This is a genomic window from Streptomyces sp. NPDC057963 (assembly GCF_042887155.1).
Taxonomy (GTDB): Bacteria; Actinomycetota; Actinomycetes; order Streptomycetales; family Streptomycetaceae; genus Streptomyces.
The window spans coordinates 83,685-101,391 of record NZ_JBHVPX010000011.1 but is presented as its reverse complement, the minus strand read 5'-3'; the positions used below and the strand labels follow the sequence as shown (position 1 = coordinate 101,391).

Genomic DNA, 17,707 nt, shown 5'->3' with positions numbered 1-17,707 from the left:
CCACCCCCCTGCCCGATGGAGCAAGCGTGGACGCCGAGGAGCGACACGAACGCCAAGACGCCAAGCCCGGTCCGCCTAACGGACTTCAATCCACTCACTCCATGCGACATTTATCTTCATTGGCTTCTGCCCCTCCGGGAAAGACTTGAGAGCTCGGTCGAACACCTTCTTCAGCAGCCCATTCGATTGACCCGACTTATATCCACCGCTGGTGGGGTTACGCATACCTGACTCGCGCGTCATGGTATCAGTCACGGTGAACTCCACCCGCGCCTTGGTGCCCTTTGCATCAGTCTTCGACACCTTTGCCGTGAGGGCGAAGGAACCAAGGACGGCACTCGACTTGTTATAGGAGCGCCCCTTGTCTTCAGGGCTTGTCCACTTATTGTCGAGCAAGACAGCCAGTCCGTCCTCGGCGATCTGGCCCAGCCTCTCCGTCTGGCTCAGATCCGACATACGGCGGTCGTAGCCCTTGCTCTGACCGGGCTTCATCCCCCGGAGATCCGTGCCCAATTTCTTTCGCACTTCGTCCAACCACCGCAGCCGCATTACTTCATCGGTGAACTCGTCACCTTCGGCGAAGGACCAGGAGGCAGGGGCCACGCCCACGAGCCAGGCGTTGAGGACGGTATACGAATCAACCGATGCAACGTTGACGGACATGCCCTTCCTCCACGCGTTCAAGGTGAGCTGACAGGCCGCGTCGCATTGCGTGGAACCGCCGCCGTGGCTGTCGCCGCCACCTCCGCCGCCGCTGCCCGGTCCGCCGCCACTGCTATGCGTTCCACTTGCGTTTCCGGACCTGCCCGGAGTGGGACTCGCCGGTCCGCTGGGGCCTCCGTCGCGCCTGGGCTCGCTGTGACCGGTTCCGTCGTCGAGCCACAAGCCGCTCGGGTCGCTGTATGCGACCGGGTTGTTGTTGGAATAGGTGTAGCCGTTCATCTGCTGGGGGTCGGCCAGGTCGAGGACCGGGTCGATGGAGATGAAGCGACCGAGGCCGGGGTCGTATTCGCGGGCGCCGAGGTGGGTGAGGCCGGTGGTCCTGGTGTCGTCGGTGCCGCCGACGAAGCCCTTGGTGCTGGGCCAGGCCGTGGGGGTCTGGCCGCGTATGGCGCCGAAGGGGAGTGTGCGGCGCTGGGTGAGGGCCAAATCTGCGGCCTGGACCGCGAGTTCGCCGGTTCCGTGGTGGTCGGCAATGGTGAAGGAGAAGGTGCCGTCGTCCTGGCGGATGGCTGTCTGGCCGCCGCCGAGGTCGAAGTAGCGGGTGGCCTTGGCCTTGTCGGCTCCGGTGGGGAGCGTGACCTCGGTGTTGCCCAGGTAGAGCGTGGCCTCGGTGCTGGTCCGGCTGATGAGCCGGTTGCCGGCCGCGTCGTAGAGATAGGTGGTGGTCTTGCCGTTCTCGGTGACCGTGGCGAGGTGGCCTTCGGCGTCCCAGGTCAGGTCCTGGCCGGGGCGGGTCGTGGTGTTGCCGCTCGGGTCGTAGACGTAGTCGTTGGTCGTGGTTCCCGTGGGTGCCGTAGTGGTGACGGAGGTGAGGGAGTGGGCCTTCGGCTTGCCCGGGTCGGGGTAGTTGTAGGTCCGCTTGGTGTCCTTGGTGGCGTCACCGGCGGTGCTGTGCTGGATTTCGGTGGAGCGGTTGCCGGACTTGTCGTACGTGAAGCTCTGCCAGTACGGGGCGGGCCCGCCGATCTGGTTGCCGGACGGCACCTCGGCGCAGGTGGTGACGGGCTGGGTCCAGGCTTCGGTGACGCGGCCGAGGTAGTCGTTGATGAAGCACTGGTTGTCCGTGCCGGTGCGTGAGACGTCCGCCATCGATCGGACGCTGCCGGCCTCGTCGTAGCGGTAGGTGACGTTGCGGTCCACACCGGGCTGGTCCTGGCGGTCGACGCGTGAGGTCGCGAGCCGCTGGGTGCCCCACTCGTAGGTGTTGGTGACCTGGGTCTTCCTGCCCCCGGTGGTCAGCCCCATCGTGTACTGCAGGGGCTTGCCCGTCAGGCTGTAGGAAACACTGGACGTCATGCCCTCGCCGTAGACCGTGATCGGCCGGAGGGTCTCGTCCTCATAGGTGTAGTTGGACGAGCCCCCGGGCAGCGATCCGGCGGCGGAGTAGCTGACACCACCGGTCAGCCCCGAAGGCAGGTAGGACGTACCCGCCTGATAGGTGCCCTGCAGTTTTCCTTCGGCGGCCGGGATGACAACGGCTGTCTTGGTGGCACGGTAGAGCCGGTCGTAAGCGGTGACCCTGGTGGTGTACGCCTGGCCCTCGACGTACCGCGTGGACTCGGCGAGCTGCCCCTTCGCACCGGTGACGGTGTCGTACACCTGCTTGGTCCGCAGGAGGCCCGTGGCCGAGCCTTCGCGTACCTCGGTCTGCCGGCCGAGGTTGTCGTAGAGGTGGGCCAGACCGGGCACATCGGTCCGCGAGCCCTTGGCGAAGGTCAGCTGCCCACGGTCGTCGTACGTGCTGTTCGTGGTCCCCTTGTCCGGGTCCTTCGCGACGGTCTGACGGCCGAGCTGGTCGTACTCGTAGCTCCAGCTGTTGCCTGCCGGGTCGGTGACCTTCTCCAGCTCGCCGCGCGGCGTGTGCTGGTAGGTGGTGGTGTCGTAGGCGGCGTCGGCCGAGCGGCTGTGGTGCTGACGCAACTCGGTGGTGTTGCCGCGGGCGTCCGTGAGGGTGGTGGTCGCGGTGCCGCCGACCGGCGGGATGACGACGGTGCGGTCGCCGCCGTACGTGGTCCTGGTGGTGTTGAGGACCGTTCCGCCGTCGCCGTTGCCCGCGATCTGCTGGGTTTCCACGGCCCGGTTCAGGCCGTCGAACGTGGTGCGGGTCTGGGTCTCGACGGACAACGCGTCAGCCGGCTTGAAGATCTGGGTGCTCGGCTTGCCTGTCGTGTAGTACGGGGCGAACGCCTTGGCGGCGAGCCCACGTTCGTCGTAGAAGACATCCGAGATGACGCTGCCGCCGGCCGGACCCGGGGTCTGGGTCTGCCGGTCGCGCAGGAACCCGTCGTAGAGCGCGTAGGAGGTGACCTGGCCGCCGCTGTTGTTCAGGCTCTTGGTCGCGACAGCGACCGTCTTGTCGGCAACCGTGTAGACGAACTCCTGGCTGGGAACCTGGGTGTTGCGCCGGTCCGGCAGCCACACCTTCGTGGACCGGCCCAGGGCGTCGTAGGCCAGTTCGGTGACGTTGCTGTTGGTGTCGGTCTTCTTCACCACGACGCCGCGCACGGGATCGACCGTGGTGACCGTCGTCTGTGCCGAGGCCGTGTCAGCGGCATTCGCGGGCGGCGTGGTCACCTTGATCTCGGTGGCCAGTCCGGTTGCCGGGGTGTACGTGGTGGTCGTCGTGCGTCCGTCGCTGCGAACGGTACGGACCGGGACGTCGGTTCCCTTGACGGTGACGTCGGCAACCAGGTCCGTGGTCTTCAGCTGTCGGCCGTAGCCGTCGTAGGTGGCACCCGCCTCCAGGTAGGTGGCCTTGCTGCCGTCGTGGACCTTCAGCGTGGCGGTCGCCGACGCGTCGCCCTTGGTGGGGGCGGCCCCGTACGCACCCCCGTCGTAGGCGGTACGGACGTCCGAGAGCACGTCCTTGGCACGGTCGGTCGTGGCGTCGCACGCCTTCGTGACCGTCTCCACCCGAGCGGGGAGGCTTAGTATGTTGGCGCCGGTGACCTCCGGGTACGTGGTGCGGGTGCACCGGTCGTCGGCCGCGGTGGCGTCGTCTCCGAAGTCGTCGACCTGGATGACCCGCCCCGCGACGGTGTCCTGCTTGACAGCCGTCGACGTGGTGCGCCACTTGCTACCCGCACCGTTGTCGAGCGAGACCCAGTCCTTGGTGCTGGAGGTACCGGTGAAATCGGCCGTCACCGTGCCCCAGTCACGGACCTTCTTCGCCGTCTCGTAGTGCCAGGGCCTGCTGACCGACTTGCTCAGGACCTTGCCGCCCGGCTTGTCGAACATGACGGACATGTAGCGGAACCCCGCAGCGGACTCGTGGTCCGTGATCGGGTCGCCCTCGCCCGCGCCGAGAGTCACCGAAACTGTCTTCGTGCCGCCGGCCTTGTTCTTCCGGTCGCCGTCCATGCCGCGCAGGAAGTAAGAGTCCTGCTGCGTCTTCATGGCCGCGTCGCCGCCCTGGCCACCGGTCCGGACCCGGACCTGGCCATAGCCCCGCCACTGGGCCCAGGTCTTCTCCTTCTCCTTGGTCAGGCCGTCGTCGTCATCGAAATGCCAGGCGGCGTCTCCCAGGTAGTCATAACGCGTGACCTGGTCGGGTGCACCGCCGATACGGTCCGTCGCCGTGACGGACGTGGTCACGTACTTGTTGAACCAGTGCTGCTCAGCCGGGTCGGAATCGCTGCCGCCGATGTACTGGGGGAAACAGCGCGTGGTGTTCGTCTCCGGGGTCGGCAGAGCGTTCCAGTCACACACCGCGGCGGAGTAGTTGGCGCTGATCTGACCGCCGGACTCGTCCGCCACACCGGACAGCCGCGACTTGATGAACGGTGCGAACCCGTCGCCCGTCTTGTCCAGACGGTTCGCCAGCTGCTCGTAGGCGAATGTCGTCTTCGGCAGGGTGATGGCCGGTGTCGCGGACCGGCCGGTGTGCTGAATGCTGTCCAGCAGCAACTGGTAGTCGGTGTCGGCCATGCCCCAGCGGTGGTCGAGCTTCCAGGAGTCGGCCTTGTCGTACGTGCCGCCGGAGTTGAGCGCCTGGGTCGTGATGTCGGTCAGACGCTTACGCGTCCAGAAAGAGGGCGACAGTCTGCCCTTGTCACAGCTGGTGCCGGCCTTGCAGTTCAGGTCCCAGGGCGTGTCGTACCAGTAGAAGGACTTGGTATCGATGGTGTCCGCCGCGCAGGTGACACCGGACTCCGGCAGACACCGCTCGGCGTTGTCGAAGACGACCTGCGCCAGTGGCTTCGTCGCGTACAGATCGTTCGACTTCTGTCCGTAGTCGATGCGCTCCAGATAGCCGCCACGGGTGTACGCGGTGTCGTCGTCCGCCTTGAGGTTGCGACCGTAGGAGTTGGTTTCCTTGGTGTAGTGGTAGCTGATCGCGTTGCCATGGGTGTCGACGACGTAGTCGAGGTTCCATCGCCAGGCCTGCTGGCACCAGGAGTCCGCGAACGTCGCGGCGTGGCACTTCTCACCGGTGTCGTTGCCGTAGACCGGCAGCGTCCAGGTGGAATCCGTGGTGTCCTTGCCCGTGCTCCAGCCGGGCAGTCGGTTGTAGCCGAAGTAGTACTGGGTGCCGTCCGGAGCGGTCAGACGCCAGTACTCACCGTCGTTGTCGCCGTTGCCGCGGTCGGCCGACTCCAAGCGCTTGATCCGGGTCCCGTCGTCGTGCTTCAGCTTGAACTCGTCGTTGCCCGCCGGGACGAGCTCTCCGCCTGAGCCGTTGAAGGAGATGAACGCGTTGTCATAGGCCCAGCACATGTCGCCCGGCTTGCTGCCGTCGGCGTTCTTCACACCGTCATCCGCGCACGGCTTGTAGCGGCGCTCGATGAACCCGGGCCACAGGTCGAAACCGTCACCCACCCACGAGCCCTGGTTGTTCGTCCCACCGGTCCGGCCGTCTATGGAGCCGGAGGAATACGAAAGGCCGACACCCGGCTTCAGTCCTCCCGGGACATCAGGCGTGTCGATGTCGTACGACCAGGTGAAGTCGCCGGTGTTGAGGTTGGTTCGCCAGGTGGAAGAGGGGGCGAGCGGCGTGGCCTTGTAGTCCCCCTTGTCACCTGCGGCCGAGGCCGTCGCGGCGAGAACCGTGGGCCCTCCGGCCCGCAGGCTGACCGACTCCGCTGTCAGCGTGTGCTCTGCCGTGTTGTTGGTGGCAGCAACGGGTTCGCCGGAACGGCATTGCTTCTTGTCAGGGGTCGTGAGCGCGCACGCCGGCAGCTCGACCAGTCGCAGGCGCGACGCGAAGGATCCGCCGAACAGCTCCGCGTAGGAGGCGTAGTCGACAGTCAACGCGATGGACGTCCGCTCCGCTCCGGAGCCCGCGGCCTTCGGAGCAAGGCTGAACAAAGCACCACTCACACCGGCTCGCTCGGCCTGCTCACGACTGAGGACGCGCGAAGTCACACCGCTCGGCGTACGGGGGCCGGTGGCGCTCCGGGCCTCGGCCGATGCCTTGTCCTGGGCCCGGCCGATCCCGATCGGCTGCCCCTTGGGCACGGCGAACCGCTTCGCCCCCTTCGCACCGGCTTCCGGCATCGCGACCGTCGCCTCGGTCGCCTGCGGCAGCTGCGCCCTCGGGGCCCTCGACGGGACCTTGGGCCCCGGGGTCCGCCTACGCGGCTTGACCTCGACTCCCTTGCTTCCCGCGACCGGCTCCTCCGCCTTCGGGAGACCGGGCAGATTCGAGACCGCAGCCGTTGACACCGGAGCTGCCACGGCCTGCAGGAGAGTGGCCACCAACACTGCGGAAACCGCCAGCGACGTGCGGCGGAGCGCTCTGCTTCTGAAGGTGAACCTTGTTGTGTGTCTCATGCGTGGTGTGTCCATCACTGCCGGGCGCCGTATGCCGTTGGGAACGGGCACGACGCGAAACTGAAGGGGCACGCTCGTGAGGGGCGGGCGGGCGCCGGTCCGGACGTTGATCGCGGTCCGGCGCCCCTGCTCTGCGGCTATGTCAACTGCCGGACGGAACTTCGGTCGGAATGTCGAACCAGGTGTTGGCGAGCTGGCTGACCTGTTTCTCGCTCAACGCCCCCTGGAACGCCCAGACATCGTCGATCGACCCGGCGAAGTATCCGCTGGTCGTGTCCGACATCGCGTGTCCCACCCGCAACGTCTTGCCGGCCTTGAACGTCAGTACGTCATCTGCCCAGGCGACCAGATCCTGGCAGGCACTGTCATCGGCGGCGCCGTCTCCGTCGTTGTCGCCACAGGCGACTTCCTGGAGCACCCCATTGACGTAGAGGCGGGCCTCCTTGGCGAAGCCGTCGTAGACCACGGCAAGGTGGTTCCAGTCGCGCACGTCGTAGAACTCCGTGCTGCTGACCTGCTTGGCCGGAGCACCTGAGGTGTCCGCATCGGGAAGCGTCAGCTCCCAGCGGCCCAGTCCGGTGACATCCGCGGGATCGGGCTGGAAGCGCACGTCGAAGGCGCTGCGCGCGCTGCCCGCGGCGCTGACCACCGACATCGAATGGTCTGGCTGAGCGGCTGCCTGTGCCCAGGCGGTCACGGTGAAGCTCGAACTCGTATCGACAGGCACGGCCGGGATCGCCGCATAGGCGTCGACCCCATTGAGCTGAAGGCCGTTGAGGTCGATCATTCCCGGCCCGAGCTCCGCACCCCCGTACAGACTCATGGGCTGGTTCCGGCCGGTCGAGTCCGGAGTAGTGGCGGGTGAACCCGTGCTCTTCTCCTCGAAGTTCCAGCGGCCCTTGAGCACCGGGCTCTGGCGGAACAGTTGCTGAACCTCATCGGCGGACACCGGCCGGTCGAAGAATCGGACGTCGTCGATCTGGCCGGGGAAGAACGAGTCCGGCCGGCCGTCGTAGGAGCCGGCCCCGATCTGTACCGGTCCACCCGCGTACCAGGTCGTGGACGCGTTGGCACGGCCGGCCTCGACTCCGTTGACGTACAGGATCAGTTGGTCCACCACGGTGTCGAGCACTCCGACGAGATGTACCCATTCTCCGCCCCGGGCCGTCGTGCCCTCGGCCTGGATGGCACGGATGGCACTCGAACCGGAGGTGTCGGAGACGAACTGATTGAAGACCCAACGGTCGTACGCGCTTGAGTAATACAGCTCGAACGCAGGTCGGTGGACGCCGGTCTGAGTGGCGATGATGCCCGCATGATTCGGCTTGGTCTCAGGAAGCTTCGCCCACGCGGACACGGTGAAGCTGCGCTGATTGTTCAGATGAGGCGCCCCGGCGGTGGCGTAGTCGTCCGTGCCGTCGAGCGTGAGCGCGTTGCCGTCCATACCGGGCTTGCCGGTGACGGCGCCTCCCTTGAGGACGGCCGGGAAGACATCCGCACGGCCCGTGATCTTCGTGGCGTCGGCCGCCTCGTCCATGGGAAACACCGCGCGGGCCGGCCTGCCGGAGCCGATGGGCTGCTTGTTGTAGAGGCTCGTCACCTCCGCTGCGGAGACCGGCTTGTCAAAGATCCGTACGTCGTCGATGGCGCCGGGGAAGAACGAGCCCGGCCGACCGCTGTACGAGCCCGCACCGATCTGGAGTCCACGCCGGGCATCCCAGGGCGTGCTGTGCAGGGCTGTGCCGACCAGTACCCCTTGGACGTAGAGCTTCAGCTCTTTCGAGGCCGAGCTGTAGGTGCCGACCAGGTGGGTCCACTTCCCGGCGGTCACACCGCCAGGGGCATCCGCCATCGCACGTACGGCACCCGCGGTTGCCGAGTCGGACGTGTATTGGTTGAAAACCCAACGATCATATGCCTTGGAGTAGTACAGCTCGAAACTCGGACTGTGGTTTCCGGGCTGCGCGGCGATGATCGCCGCCGTTTCCGGCATCTTTGACAGATTCGCCCACGCCGATACCGAGAATCCGGTCTCGGTGGAGACGGCGGGGATATCCGTCTCGGCGAAATCGTCGACACCGTCGAACGACACCGCCGTCCCGATGACCCCGGGAACACCGGGGGTGGCTCCACCTCGCAGCGTGGCGACCTGGGCCCCCGCGGTGCCCTTCGCTTCGGTCGCCCCGGCCGCGTCGTTCATGCTCCAGGCGGCCTTCTCCGGTTGGCCGGCCTTGACCCGGTACTGGTATGTACGGATCTCACTGCCGTTTCCGGCCGCGTCGAATGCCTGAGCGGTGACGAAATTCAGCCCGGGTTCGGAGGGCAGAATCCTGACGGTCTTCGCCACACCTCCTGATGTCGCCACCGTGTTCTTCGACGACGGATCACTGTTTATCCCGTACCAGTATTTCGTCACATCGCTGTTGGCGGCCTTCAGTTCGAACGCGCCGTATTTACCCACCCCGTCGAACCATGGGTCCTCCGGGTTCCCGGGATCAGAAGCCGGGTAGTCGCCCGAGGTCACGGCCGGGGCCTTCGGCACCGAGGTGTCGTAGGTGAAATAGCAACCCGTGGGATCGCCTGCGGTCGACCAGGGGGAGTACTGAGCTCCGTCATAGGAGCGGACGTACCAGGCGATCTGTTTGTTCGGCGGTATCGAGGTCGGCAGGCTGATCGCGAAGCTTGAACCGGACGGCTTCGACGTGGTCCTCGCCGGACTCCACCGCGCAACAGCCCCCTTGCCGTCCCCCGTGTCCCAGGAAGCCTGGAACTGCACCGAAACACTGTCGCCGTCGGGATCTGTCACATTGTTCGCGTATATCTTCCCCAGGGTACGGACCCGGGCTGCGCTGTCCGGGCGCTTGCACGTTCCGCCGTACTCCATCGACAGCTGCGACATCTTCACCTGCGCCGGCGGGCGGTTGTACTTCACCCGAAGAAACGCCTTGTCCGAGAATCGCTTCCAGCCGTATCCGTCCACCTCGCTGGCCGCCTGCAGACCGAAGGTCATCGTGGCCCACTTGCCGTTCGCGGCCTCCTGCACAGCGGACTTCACGTCGAACTCCGCATCCTTCGCCGCACAGCCGTCGGACCCGTATGCGAAGGACTTCGACGCCAGCTCCTTGATCCAGAACCCTGACGCGTTCTGCGAGTTCCATGTCGTCGACGACGAGATGTCCTTCGTCCGCCACAGCTGAACGCTGCGCGCAGAACACGAGGCCGACCAGGTGTTCCGCACCACGAACTCCGCCGACAGGACCGACTTGCCCGCGAACGTCGAGGTGGGAATCCGGTAGAACAACCGCTTGGTGTCATTCGGGGCGCAGTAGCTCCAGTTGCAGTACCCCATGCCTGCCGTGGACTCACCGTTGAACTTCCATTGCGGGGAAGAGGCCCAGTACTTGGAGGCCATCGTCCACGCCGAGGCCCGCGGCGAATACCACTGCGGATCGATGAAGACCGGATATGTGGTGTCTGCGCCCCTCAGCACATCGGCGTCCGGTGTCAGTACGAGCTCGTCGCCACCCGCCGCGATCTTCACACCCACCGGGGCAAGCCGTCCCGACTCCGTCGGCGCCGGCTCCTCCCCCGCCGCCATCGGTCCGGCCGCATCCGCCGACATGGGCGAACCGGCCGCGGCGGAAACCTTCTCCCGATTTCCGGGTGCAGTGGTGCTGGAGTCCCACATCATCGGCTTCGGCGCCTCGAACACCGTCCCCTGCGCACCTCGGTCGACGGCCTGGAGCCCCCCGTCGGCCGTCTTGTTCACGTCCATGCCCTGGGCGTCGAGCTTCAGACGCAGTTCGGCGAGCTCCTTGCTCTCCGCGGCCTCTGCCGACTTCACCACCAACAGCTGGGTGAATCCGTCCTCCTGCGCCTCCATGCGCAGATCCACATCCGGGAGGACATTGCTGTACGTGGCGGTCGCGCCGTCCAACTCCGGCGCGGGCAGCTCCCCGGGCCACGACAGGGCCAGCTCACGACCCGCCTTCTTCATGCGCACCAACGGGGCGCTGCCGCCCCCGGAGAATGTCAGGCCGACGGTGCTTGCCTTCGGCGCGACGCCACCCCCGTCGGGCCGGGTCAGATCGGTGTCGACCGGCTTCCACTCTCCACCGACCCGGACTCTCACCGGACGCAGATACTCCCGAGCCTCCAGATTCCCGTCGGCCGTCGCGAAGACATCCCGGCTTTCCCCACGCAGCGACATCACCTCGACAGGCTTGCCGGTGCGCTTCGCAGTGTCCTGCGCGGCGGCGACGCTCGCCTCGGGGGCGGGTTCGGACTCGGATGCCGTTGGTGCCTCGGGTGAGGCAGCAGCAGCAGCTTGCGGTGCCAGAGCCGCCACCGCGGCAAGGCTCACCGCGGCGGCTACGACCCCCGCTCCGCCCCGGGAACGCACACGTCTCCACACAGAACCCACCCCGACTCCCCCAAGAAGATGAAGATCCCCTGAGAAATAGGATCTTGCAGGGACCCTATGTAGAGACCATGTGAATAACTAGAGGTAGTCGGCACATTACTCACACGAAACAGGACAAGCAGTATGTGATTCGCCTCATCACCGGGCACGCGACCGCCGTCCGGAACGCCCTCGTGCCGGGGCTGAAGTGACATCGGCCGGTCGAGGTGTCACGTCGCGCGAAGGATGCCCTGCCACCCCGCGGACCGAGGGGTCCCGTCGAGGGCCTGCGGCGGTCGGCTGCTTCCCGGCCGCCTCATCGTTCAGTGTGGTCAAGGAGCCGATCGGCCTGCGCGTCGTGTGCCGGAGGTGTGCCCGCCGACGCCCGCCGACAGGAACGGGACATGCGGGCGGGGCCCCCGGATTCGCCGGAGGCCCCGCCCGTACGCCTGAAGGTCAGAGGTTGCCGCGCTTCTCCTGCTCGCGCTCGATCGCCTCGAACAGGGCCTTGAAGTTGCCCTTGCCGAAGCCCATCGAGCCATGGCGCTCGATCATCTCGAAGAAGACGGTCGGGCGGTCCTGGACCGGCTTGGTGAAGATCTGCAGCAGGTAGCCGTCCTCGTCCCGGTCGACGAGGATCTTGAGCTCGCGCAGGATCTCCACGGGGACGCGGGTCTCGCCCGCCCACTCGCCGAGGGTGTCGTAGTACGAGTCGGGGGTGTCCAGGAACTGGACGCCGGCCGCCCGCATCGCGCGCACCGAGGCGACGATGTCGTTCGTGGCGAGCGCGATGTGCTGGACGCCCGCGCCGCCGTAGAACTCCAGGTACTCGTCGATCTGCGACTTCTTCTTGGCGATGGCCGGTTCGTTGATCGGGAACTTGACCTTGAGCGTGCCGTCGGCGACGACCTTGGACATGAGGGCGGAGTACTCGGTGGCGATGTCGTCGCCCACGAACTCCTTCATGTTGGTGAAGCCCATGACGGAGTTGTAGAAGCCGACCCACTCGTTCATCCGGCCGAGTTCCACGTTGCCAACGCAGTGGTCGACGGCCTGGAAGAAGCGCTTGGCGGGCGGCTCGACGATCGGGGCGGCGGCGACGAAGCCGGGCAGGTAGGGGCCCTCGTAGCCGGTGCGCTCGACGAGGGTGTGGCGGGTCTTGCCGTACGTGGCGATGGCGGCGAGCACGACCGTGCCGTGCTCGTCCTTGGCCTCGTGCGGCTCGGTGAGGCCGAGGGCGCCGTGCTCGACCGCGTAGGCGTAGGCCGCGCGGGCGTCCGGGACCTCGATGGCCAGGTCGACGACGCCGTCGCCGTGCTCGGCCACATGGTCGGCGAGGAAGCGGCCGTGGTCGGTGGACGCCTTGATGACGGAGGTGAAGACGAAGCGGGCGGAGCCGTTGGTCAGGACGTAACTCGCCGTCTCACGGCTGCCGTTCTCCGGCCCGGAGTAGGCGACCAGCTTCATGCCGAAGGCCGTCGAGTAATAGTGCGCGGCCTGCTTGGCGTTGCCGACGGCGAAGACGACCGCGTCCATTCCCTTCACCGGGAAGGGGTCGGCCTGCCGGGCAGTGTCGGGGGTGGTGTGCAGAGTCTCAGTCATGTCCGAAGGCTCTCGCCGCTTCGCAAGGTGCGCAACAGTTCGCGAATCCCCTGGGCAATCTGCCTAGCGGATCGGGATGATGGCCGGGCTATCTGTACATGATGACCATCACAGAGACCCCCCGGAGGCGCACCGTGGCGATCGATCGACTGGACGGCCGGCTCATCGTACTGCTGGCCCGTGAGCCCCGTATCGGCGTCCTGGAGGCATCGCGCCGGCTCGGCGTGGCGCGCGGGACGGTGCAGGCGCGCCTCGACCGGCTTCAGTCGAATGGAGTCATCCGCGGATTCGGCCCGACGGTCGATCCGGCGGCGCTCGGCTATCCCGTCACGGCGTTCGCCACGCTGGAGATCAAGCAGGGCCAAGGGGCCGATGTACGGGCCCATTTGGCCGGTGTCCCGGAAGTGCTGGAGCTGCACACCACCACCGGCCACGGCGACATGCTCTGCCGTCTCGTCGCGCGTTCCAACGCCGATCTCCAGCGGGTGATCGACCGGGTTGTCGGTTTTGATGGCATCGTCCGGGCCTCCACGGCCATCGTCATGGAGAACCCGGTCCCGCTGCGCGTCATCCCGCTCGTCGAGCAGGCCGCAGGGGACGACGACTGAGCCGAGGAGGAGCGTGTGAGCTTCTGGGAGTACCTGGGCAATCGGCACCAACAGCTGCTCACCGACGCGTTCCAGCACGTCAGCGCCGTGTTCCAGTGCATGGTCATCGCCACCGCGCTGGGCATCCTGATCGGGGCCGTCACCTATCGCAGCGGATGGGCGGGGTCGCTGGCCATCATGTCGACGGCGACGATCCTCACCATCCCGTCCCTGGCCGCGATCGGGCTGCTCATCCCGCTGGTCGGGCTGGGCGTCCCGCCCACGGTGATCACCCTGACCCTGTACGGGCTGCTGCCCGTCGTCCGCAACGCCATCGTGGGGCTGCGCGGGGTCGATCCGGCGCTCGTCGACGCGGCGAAGGGCATCGGGATGTCGCGGCCGGCCCGGCTGTTCCGGGTGGAGCTGCCGCTCGCCTGGCCGCCGATCCTCACCGGCATCCGGGTCTCGACCCAGATGCTGATGGGCATCGCCGCCATCGCCGCGTATGCGTCGGGCCCCGGTCTGGGCAATGAGATCTTCCGCGGCATCGCCTCGCTGGGCAGCGCCAACGCGATCAATCAGGTGCTCGCCGGCACGCTCGGCATCGTCGTCCTCGCCCTGCTGTTCGACGCCGCGTACGTCCTGCTCGGGCGGCTCACCATTCCCAGGGGGATCCGTGCCTGAGAACGCCGACTCCGCGACGACCGGATCCGGGAGCACCGGCTCCGCCGCCGGGAGCACCGCCGCCGGCCGTGCCGGGACGACGAGGACCACCTCCGGCGCGACCATCCATCTGGACAACCTGACCAAGCGCTATCCGGGCAATCCGAACCCGGCGGTGGACAACGTCACGATGGACATCAAGGCGGGCGAGACCGTGGTCTTCGTCGGCCCGTCCGGCTGCGGGAAGTCCACCACCCTGAAGATGATCAACCGGCTGATCGAGCCGACGTCCGGGCGGATCAGGATCGACGACGAGGACGTCACCGACATCGACCCGGTACGACTGCGCCGCAAGATCGGTTACGCGATCCAGTCGTCCGGGCTCTTCCCCCACATGACGGTCGCGGAGAACATCGCCCTCGTACCGAAGATGGTCGGCTGGTCGAAGGCGAAGGTGCGGGACCGCGTCGAGGAGATGCTCGATCTCGTCGGCCTGGACCCCCGGGAGTTCCACGGGCGCTACCCGCGCGCGCTCTCCGGCGGACAGCAGCAGCGGGTGGGCGTGGCTCGGGCCCTGGCGGCCGATCCACCGGTGCTGCTGATGGACGAACCGTTCGGCGCGGTCGACCCGATCACCCGCGACCACCTCCAGGACGAGCTGATCCGGCTCCAGCACGAGCTGCACAAGACGATCGTCTTCGTCACCCACGACTTCGACGAGGCGATCAAGCTGGGCGACCGGATCGCCGTGCTGCGGGAGCGGTCGCACATCGCGCAGTTCGACACTCCGGAGGCGATCCTCACCAATCCGACGGACGACTTCGTCTCGGGGTTCGTCGGTGCCGGGGCGGCGCTGAAGCGGCTCAATCTCACGCGCGTACGGGACGTGGAGATCGCCCAGTTCCCGACGGTGACGGTCGACGACCCGCTCCAGTCGATCTTCAACACGCTGCGCAGCAGCCTGCACAACGAGCTCCTGATGCTGGACCGCAGGAACCGCCCGTACAAGTGGCTGCGGCGCGGCGACCTGATGCGGGCCCGGGGTTCGCTGGCGCGTGCCGGGCAGCTGGTCCACGACACGGTGACGCGGGACGCGACGCTGCACGACGCGCTGGAGGCGGTGCTGACCGACAGCGGTGGACGGGTCGCGGTGACCGGGCGGCGCGGCGAGTTCATCGGGGTCGTCGACATGCACACGTTGATGAACTCCGTCCACGAACTGCTGGAGGCCGACCGGCTCACCGCCATCGAGCACCAGCACGACCTGGAGGAACTCCGCACCCATCGGACCGAACAGGAACTGGAGGGCGGCGCGGGCGCATGAATCCCACATCTCCGTTCGACCCCGGGCCGGGGCGTACAGCGCGCTCCCCCCGCCGGGTGCCCGCGTCCGACAAGGACCGTCCGCCTGGCGAGCACGACGTCAAGGGCCATGCCTTCCGCGACGAGGAGGAGGAACCCCCGCCGCCACCGGCGCGGCCCGGACGCCGGATCACCTGGCGCAAGCTGGTCCTGCTGCCGGCCGCGCTCGTGATCGTCCTGGCCGTCACCTATCTGTGGATCACCGGCGTCCACCTCGACTCGATCGCGAGGAACTCGCTCACCGGCGGCAATGTGCAGCTGCGCTGGTGGCAGCATGTGAGGCTGACCGCGATCTCGACGTTCTGGGTGCTGATCATCGCCGTCCCGCTGGGCATCGCACTGACCCGGCGCAGGCTGCGCAGGGGCGCTCCGCTGGTCACCGCGCTCGCCAACGTCGGGCAGGCGACCCCGGCGATCGGCCTGCTGGCGCTGCTGGTGATCTGGCTGGGCATCGGACCGTCGACGGCGATCATCGGCATGGTGATCTACGCGGTGCTGCCGGTGTTCTCCAACACGGTGGCCGGCCTCAAGGCGATCGAACCGAACCTGGTCGAGGCCTCGCGCGGGATCGGCATGTCGGCGCTGGGCACACTCACCAAGGTCGAACTGCCGCTCGCCGTCCCGCTGATCCTGGCCGGTGTGCGGACGGCGCTGGTGCTCAACGTCGGCACCGCGACCCTGGCCACCTTCGTCGGTGGCGGCGGTCTCGGGGACCTGATCACCTCGGGCATCCAGACCCAGCGGATGCCGGTGCTGGTGCTCGGTTCCGTACTGACGGTGGTGCTGGCGCTGCTGGTGGACTGGCTGGCCTCGCTGGTCGAGGTGGCGCTGACCCCGCGCGGGCTGGAGGTGGGGTGAGATGGGCCCGCGGAGCCGGTGGCCGAAGAGGCCGGGTGCGGGGGGACGGCGGAAGGTGCGTGCCGGGCTCGTGGGGGCGGTGGCTCTGGCGCTGGCACTCTCCGGGTGCGGGCTGAAGAGCGGTTCACCGATGGTGGACGACGTGGTGCCGGGCTCCGTCGGCCGGGGGAAGCCGCTGGACGGTGCCTCGCTGACCGTCACGTCGAAGAACTTCAGCGAGAACATCATCCTCGGCCAGATGATCGGCCTGGTCTTCAAGGCGGCCGGGGCGGAGGTCCTGGACCGGACGAACCTGCCCGGTTCGATCAGTGCGCGCGAGGCGATCGTCAAGGGCGGCGCGGACGCGATGTACGAGTACACGGGCACCGGCTGGATCACCTACCTGGGCCACGCGAAGCCGATCGCCGACCCGTTGAAGCAGTGGGAGGCGGTCCGGGACGCGGACCGGAAGAACGGGGTGACGTGGCTGCCGCAGTCCACCCTCAACAACACCTACGCGCTCGCCGTCAGCAGGAAGAAGAACGCGAAGTACCACCTGCGGACGCTCTCCGACGTCGCCGCACTGGCGAGGAGGAACCCGTCGGCGGTGACGATCTGCGTGGAGAACGAGTTCGCCTCGCGCGACGACGGGCTGCCGGGGATGGAGAAGGCGTACGGGATGTCGATCCCGGCCGGCAACATCAAGAAGATGGACGGCGGGATCATCTACACCCAGGTCTCGAAGCCCAACTCCTGCCTGCTGGGCGAGGTGTTCACCACGGACGGCCGGATCAGGGCCATGGATCTCGACGTGCTCGTGGACGACAAGCACTTCTTCCCCAACTACAACGCCGCACCGGTCGTCCACACCAGGACCTTCGAGAAGTACCCGGAGATCGCGGGGCTGCTCGACCCGCTCAGCAGGAAGCTGACGACGGAGGTCGCGCAGGAGCTCAACGCGAAGGTGGATGTCGAAGGGCAGGACCCGCACGAGGTGGCGAAGGACTGGCTGCTCCGGGAGGGGTTCATCAGGAAGGGGTGACCCCCTCCGGAGCTCCGCCGCCCTCCGTGAGTCCTCCGGCGGATGTCGCAAAGAAGTGGTTGCAAAGACCCTGTTGCAAAGACTGCTTTGTAACTCTACAGTTGAGCCATGCCCGCAACAGAAGATGGCGGCGACAGCCCCGCCGACGAAGAGAACGTCCACCTGGTCGACGCCCGCACCCTGCGCGGGCTCGCCCACCCCCTGCGCCTGCGGCTGCTGAGCGCGCTGCGGGAGTTCGGCCCCGCCACCGCCTCCGGCCTCGCGGACCGGCTCGGCGAGTCCAGCGGCGCCACCAGCTACCACCTCCGGCAGCTGGCGGCGTACGGCTTCGTCGAGGACGACCCGGAGCGCGGCAAGGGCCGCGAACGCTGGTGGCGGGCCGTCCACGCGGGCACCGCCTTCAACACCGGCCGGTTCCTGAGCCATCCGGACCCCGAGGTGCGCGGCGCCGTCGGCGTCGTACTCCACGAGATCGCCACCTCGCACGCCCAGGAGCTGAACACCTGGCTCGGCACGATGCACGAATGGCCCGAGGAGTGGCGGCGCGGCTGGGACGTCAGCGATTTCAAGATGCGCCTCACCCCCGACCTCTCCGCGGAGCTGATCGAGAAGGTCCACGCCCTCTTCGAGAGCTACCAGGACCGGGTGCCGGAAGGCACCGAGGGTTCGGCCCTCGTCCGTACCCATCTGCACGCGTTCCCGCGCCCCACAGACTGA

9 protein-coding genes are annotated in these 17,707 nt (G+C 67.3%); 6 read left to right on the top strand and 3 right to left on the bottom strand.

The window, feature by feature from the left end; translation table 11 throughout:
- Positions 1 to 75 precede the first annotated feature (75 nt).
- The 3 genes from ACFVT1_RS25040 to hppD all read right to left on the bottom strand — a co-directional run bounded on the left by ACFVT1_RS25040 (position 76) and on the right by hppD (position 12,499).
- Positions 76 to 6,510, bottom strand: a complete 6,435-nt coding sequence (locus ACFVT1_RS25040) for an RHS repeat-associated core domain-containing protein (RefSeq protein ID WP_389799699.1) — start codon at positions 6,508 to 6,510, stop codon at positions 76 to 78.
- Positions 6,511 to 6,637: 127 nt separating this feature from the next.
- The gene (locus ACFVT1_RS25035; protein WP_389799697.1) at positions 6,638 to 10,705 is read right to left on the bottom strand and encodes a LamG-like jellyroll fold domain-containing protein; all 4,068 of its coding nucleotides are present in this window, start codon (positions 10,703 to 10,705) and stop codon (positions 6,638 to 6,640) included.
- 648 nt (positions 10,706 to 11,353) lie between these two features.
- Positions 11,354 to 12,499: a 4-hydroxyphenylpyruvate dioxygenase gene (gene hppD / locus ACFVT1_RS25030; RefSeq protein ID WP_389799258.1), complete on the bottom strand. Its 1,146-nt coding sequence runs from the start codon at positions 12,497 to 12,499 to the stop codon at positions 11,354 to 11,356.
- A 134-nt stretch (positions 12,500 to 12,633) separates the two neighbouring features.
- Between hppD and ACFVT1_RS25025 the strand changes: the two genes are divergently transcribed.
- The 6 genes from ACFVT1_RS25025 (at position 12,634) to ACFVT1_RS25000 (ending at position 17,707) form a co-directional block, all read left to right on the top strand.
- Positions 12,634 to 13,107 carry an Lrp/AsnC family transcriptional regulator gene (locus ACFVT1_RS25025; protein WP_362205279.1) on the top strand — a complete coding sequence of 158 codons (474 nt, stop codon included), beginning with the start codon at positions 12,634 to 12,636 and terminating at the stop codon, positions 13,105 to 13,107.
- A gap of 15 nt (positions 13,108 to 13,122) precedes the next feature.
- On the top strand, positions 13,123 to 13,770 hold the full coding sequence (locus tag ACFVT1_RS25020; protein ID WP_389799256.1) for an ABC transporter permease: 648 nt from the start codon (positions 13,123 to 13,125) through the stop codon (positions 13,768 to 13,770).
- Positions 13,771 to 13,873: 103 nt separating this feature from the next.
- Positions 13,874 to 15,073, top strand: a complete 1,200-nt coding sequence (locus tag ACFVT1_RS25015; RefSeq protein ID WP_362205424.1) for a betaine/proline/choline family ABC transporter ATP-binding protein — start codon at positions 13,874 to 13,876, stop codon at positions 15,071 to 15,073.
- Positions 15,070 to 15,969, top strand: a complete 900-nt coding sequence (locus tag ACFVT1_RS25010; RefSeq protein WP_389799253.1) for an ABC transporter permease — start codon at positions 15,070 to 15,072, stop codon at positions 15,967 to 15,969. The genes ACFVT1_RS25015 and ACFVT1_RS25010 overlap by 4 nt, the downstream gene beginning before the upstream one ends.
- A 1-nt stretch (position 15,970) precedes the next feature.
- Entirely contained in the window at positions 15,971 to 16,990 is a 1,020-nt protein-coding gene (locus tag ACFVT1_RS25005; RefSeq protein WP_389799250.1) for a glycine betaine ABC transporter substrate-binding protein, read from the top strand.
- A 108-nt stretch (positions 16,991 to 17,098) separates the two neighbouring features.
- Positions 17,099 to 17,707 carry a helix-turn-helix domain-containing protein gene (locus tag ACFVT1_RS25000; RefSeq protein WP_389799248.1) on the top strand — a complete coding sequence of 203 codons (609 nt, stop codon included), beginning with the start codon at positions 17,099 to 17,101 and terminating at the stop codon, positions 17,705 to 17,707.

Bases quoted from the DNA above. Each gene is read 5' to 3' on its own strand.
- ACFVT1_RS25040 (WP_389799699.1), bottom strand. From the start codon at position 6,510: ATGGACACACCACGCATGAGACACACAACAAGGTTCACCTTCAGAAGC.
- ACFVT1_RS25035 (WP_389799697.1), bottom strand. From the start codon at position 10,705: ATGTCGCTGCGTGGGGAAAGCCGGGATGTCTTCGCGACGGCCGACGGG.
- hppD (WP_389799258.1), bottom strand. From the start codon at position 12,499: ATGACTGAGACTCTGCACACCACCCCCGACACTGCCCGGCAGGCCGAC.
- ACFVT1_RS25010 (WP_389799253.1), top strand. From the start codon at position 15,070: ATGAATCCCACATCTCCGTTCGACCCCGGGCCGGGGCGTACAGCGCGC.
- ACFVT1_RS25005 (WP_389799250.1), top strand. From the start codon at position 15,971: ATGGGCCCGCGGAGCCGGTGGCCGAAGAGGCCGGGTGCGGGGGGACGG.
- ACFVT1_RS25000 (WP_389799248.1), top strand. From the start codon at position 17,099: ATGCCCGCAACAGAAGATGGCGGCGACAGCCCCGCCGACGAAGAGAAC.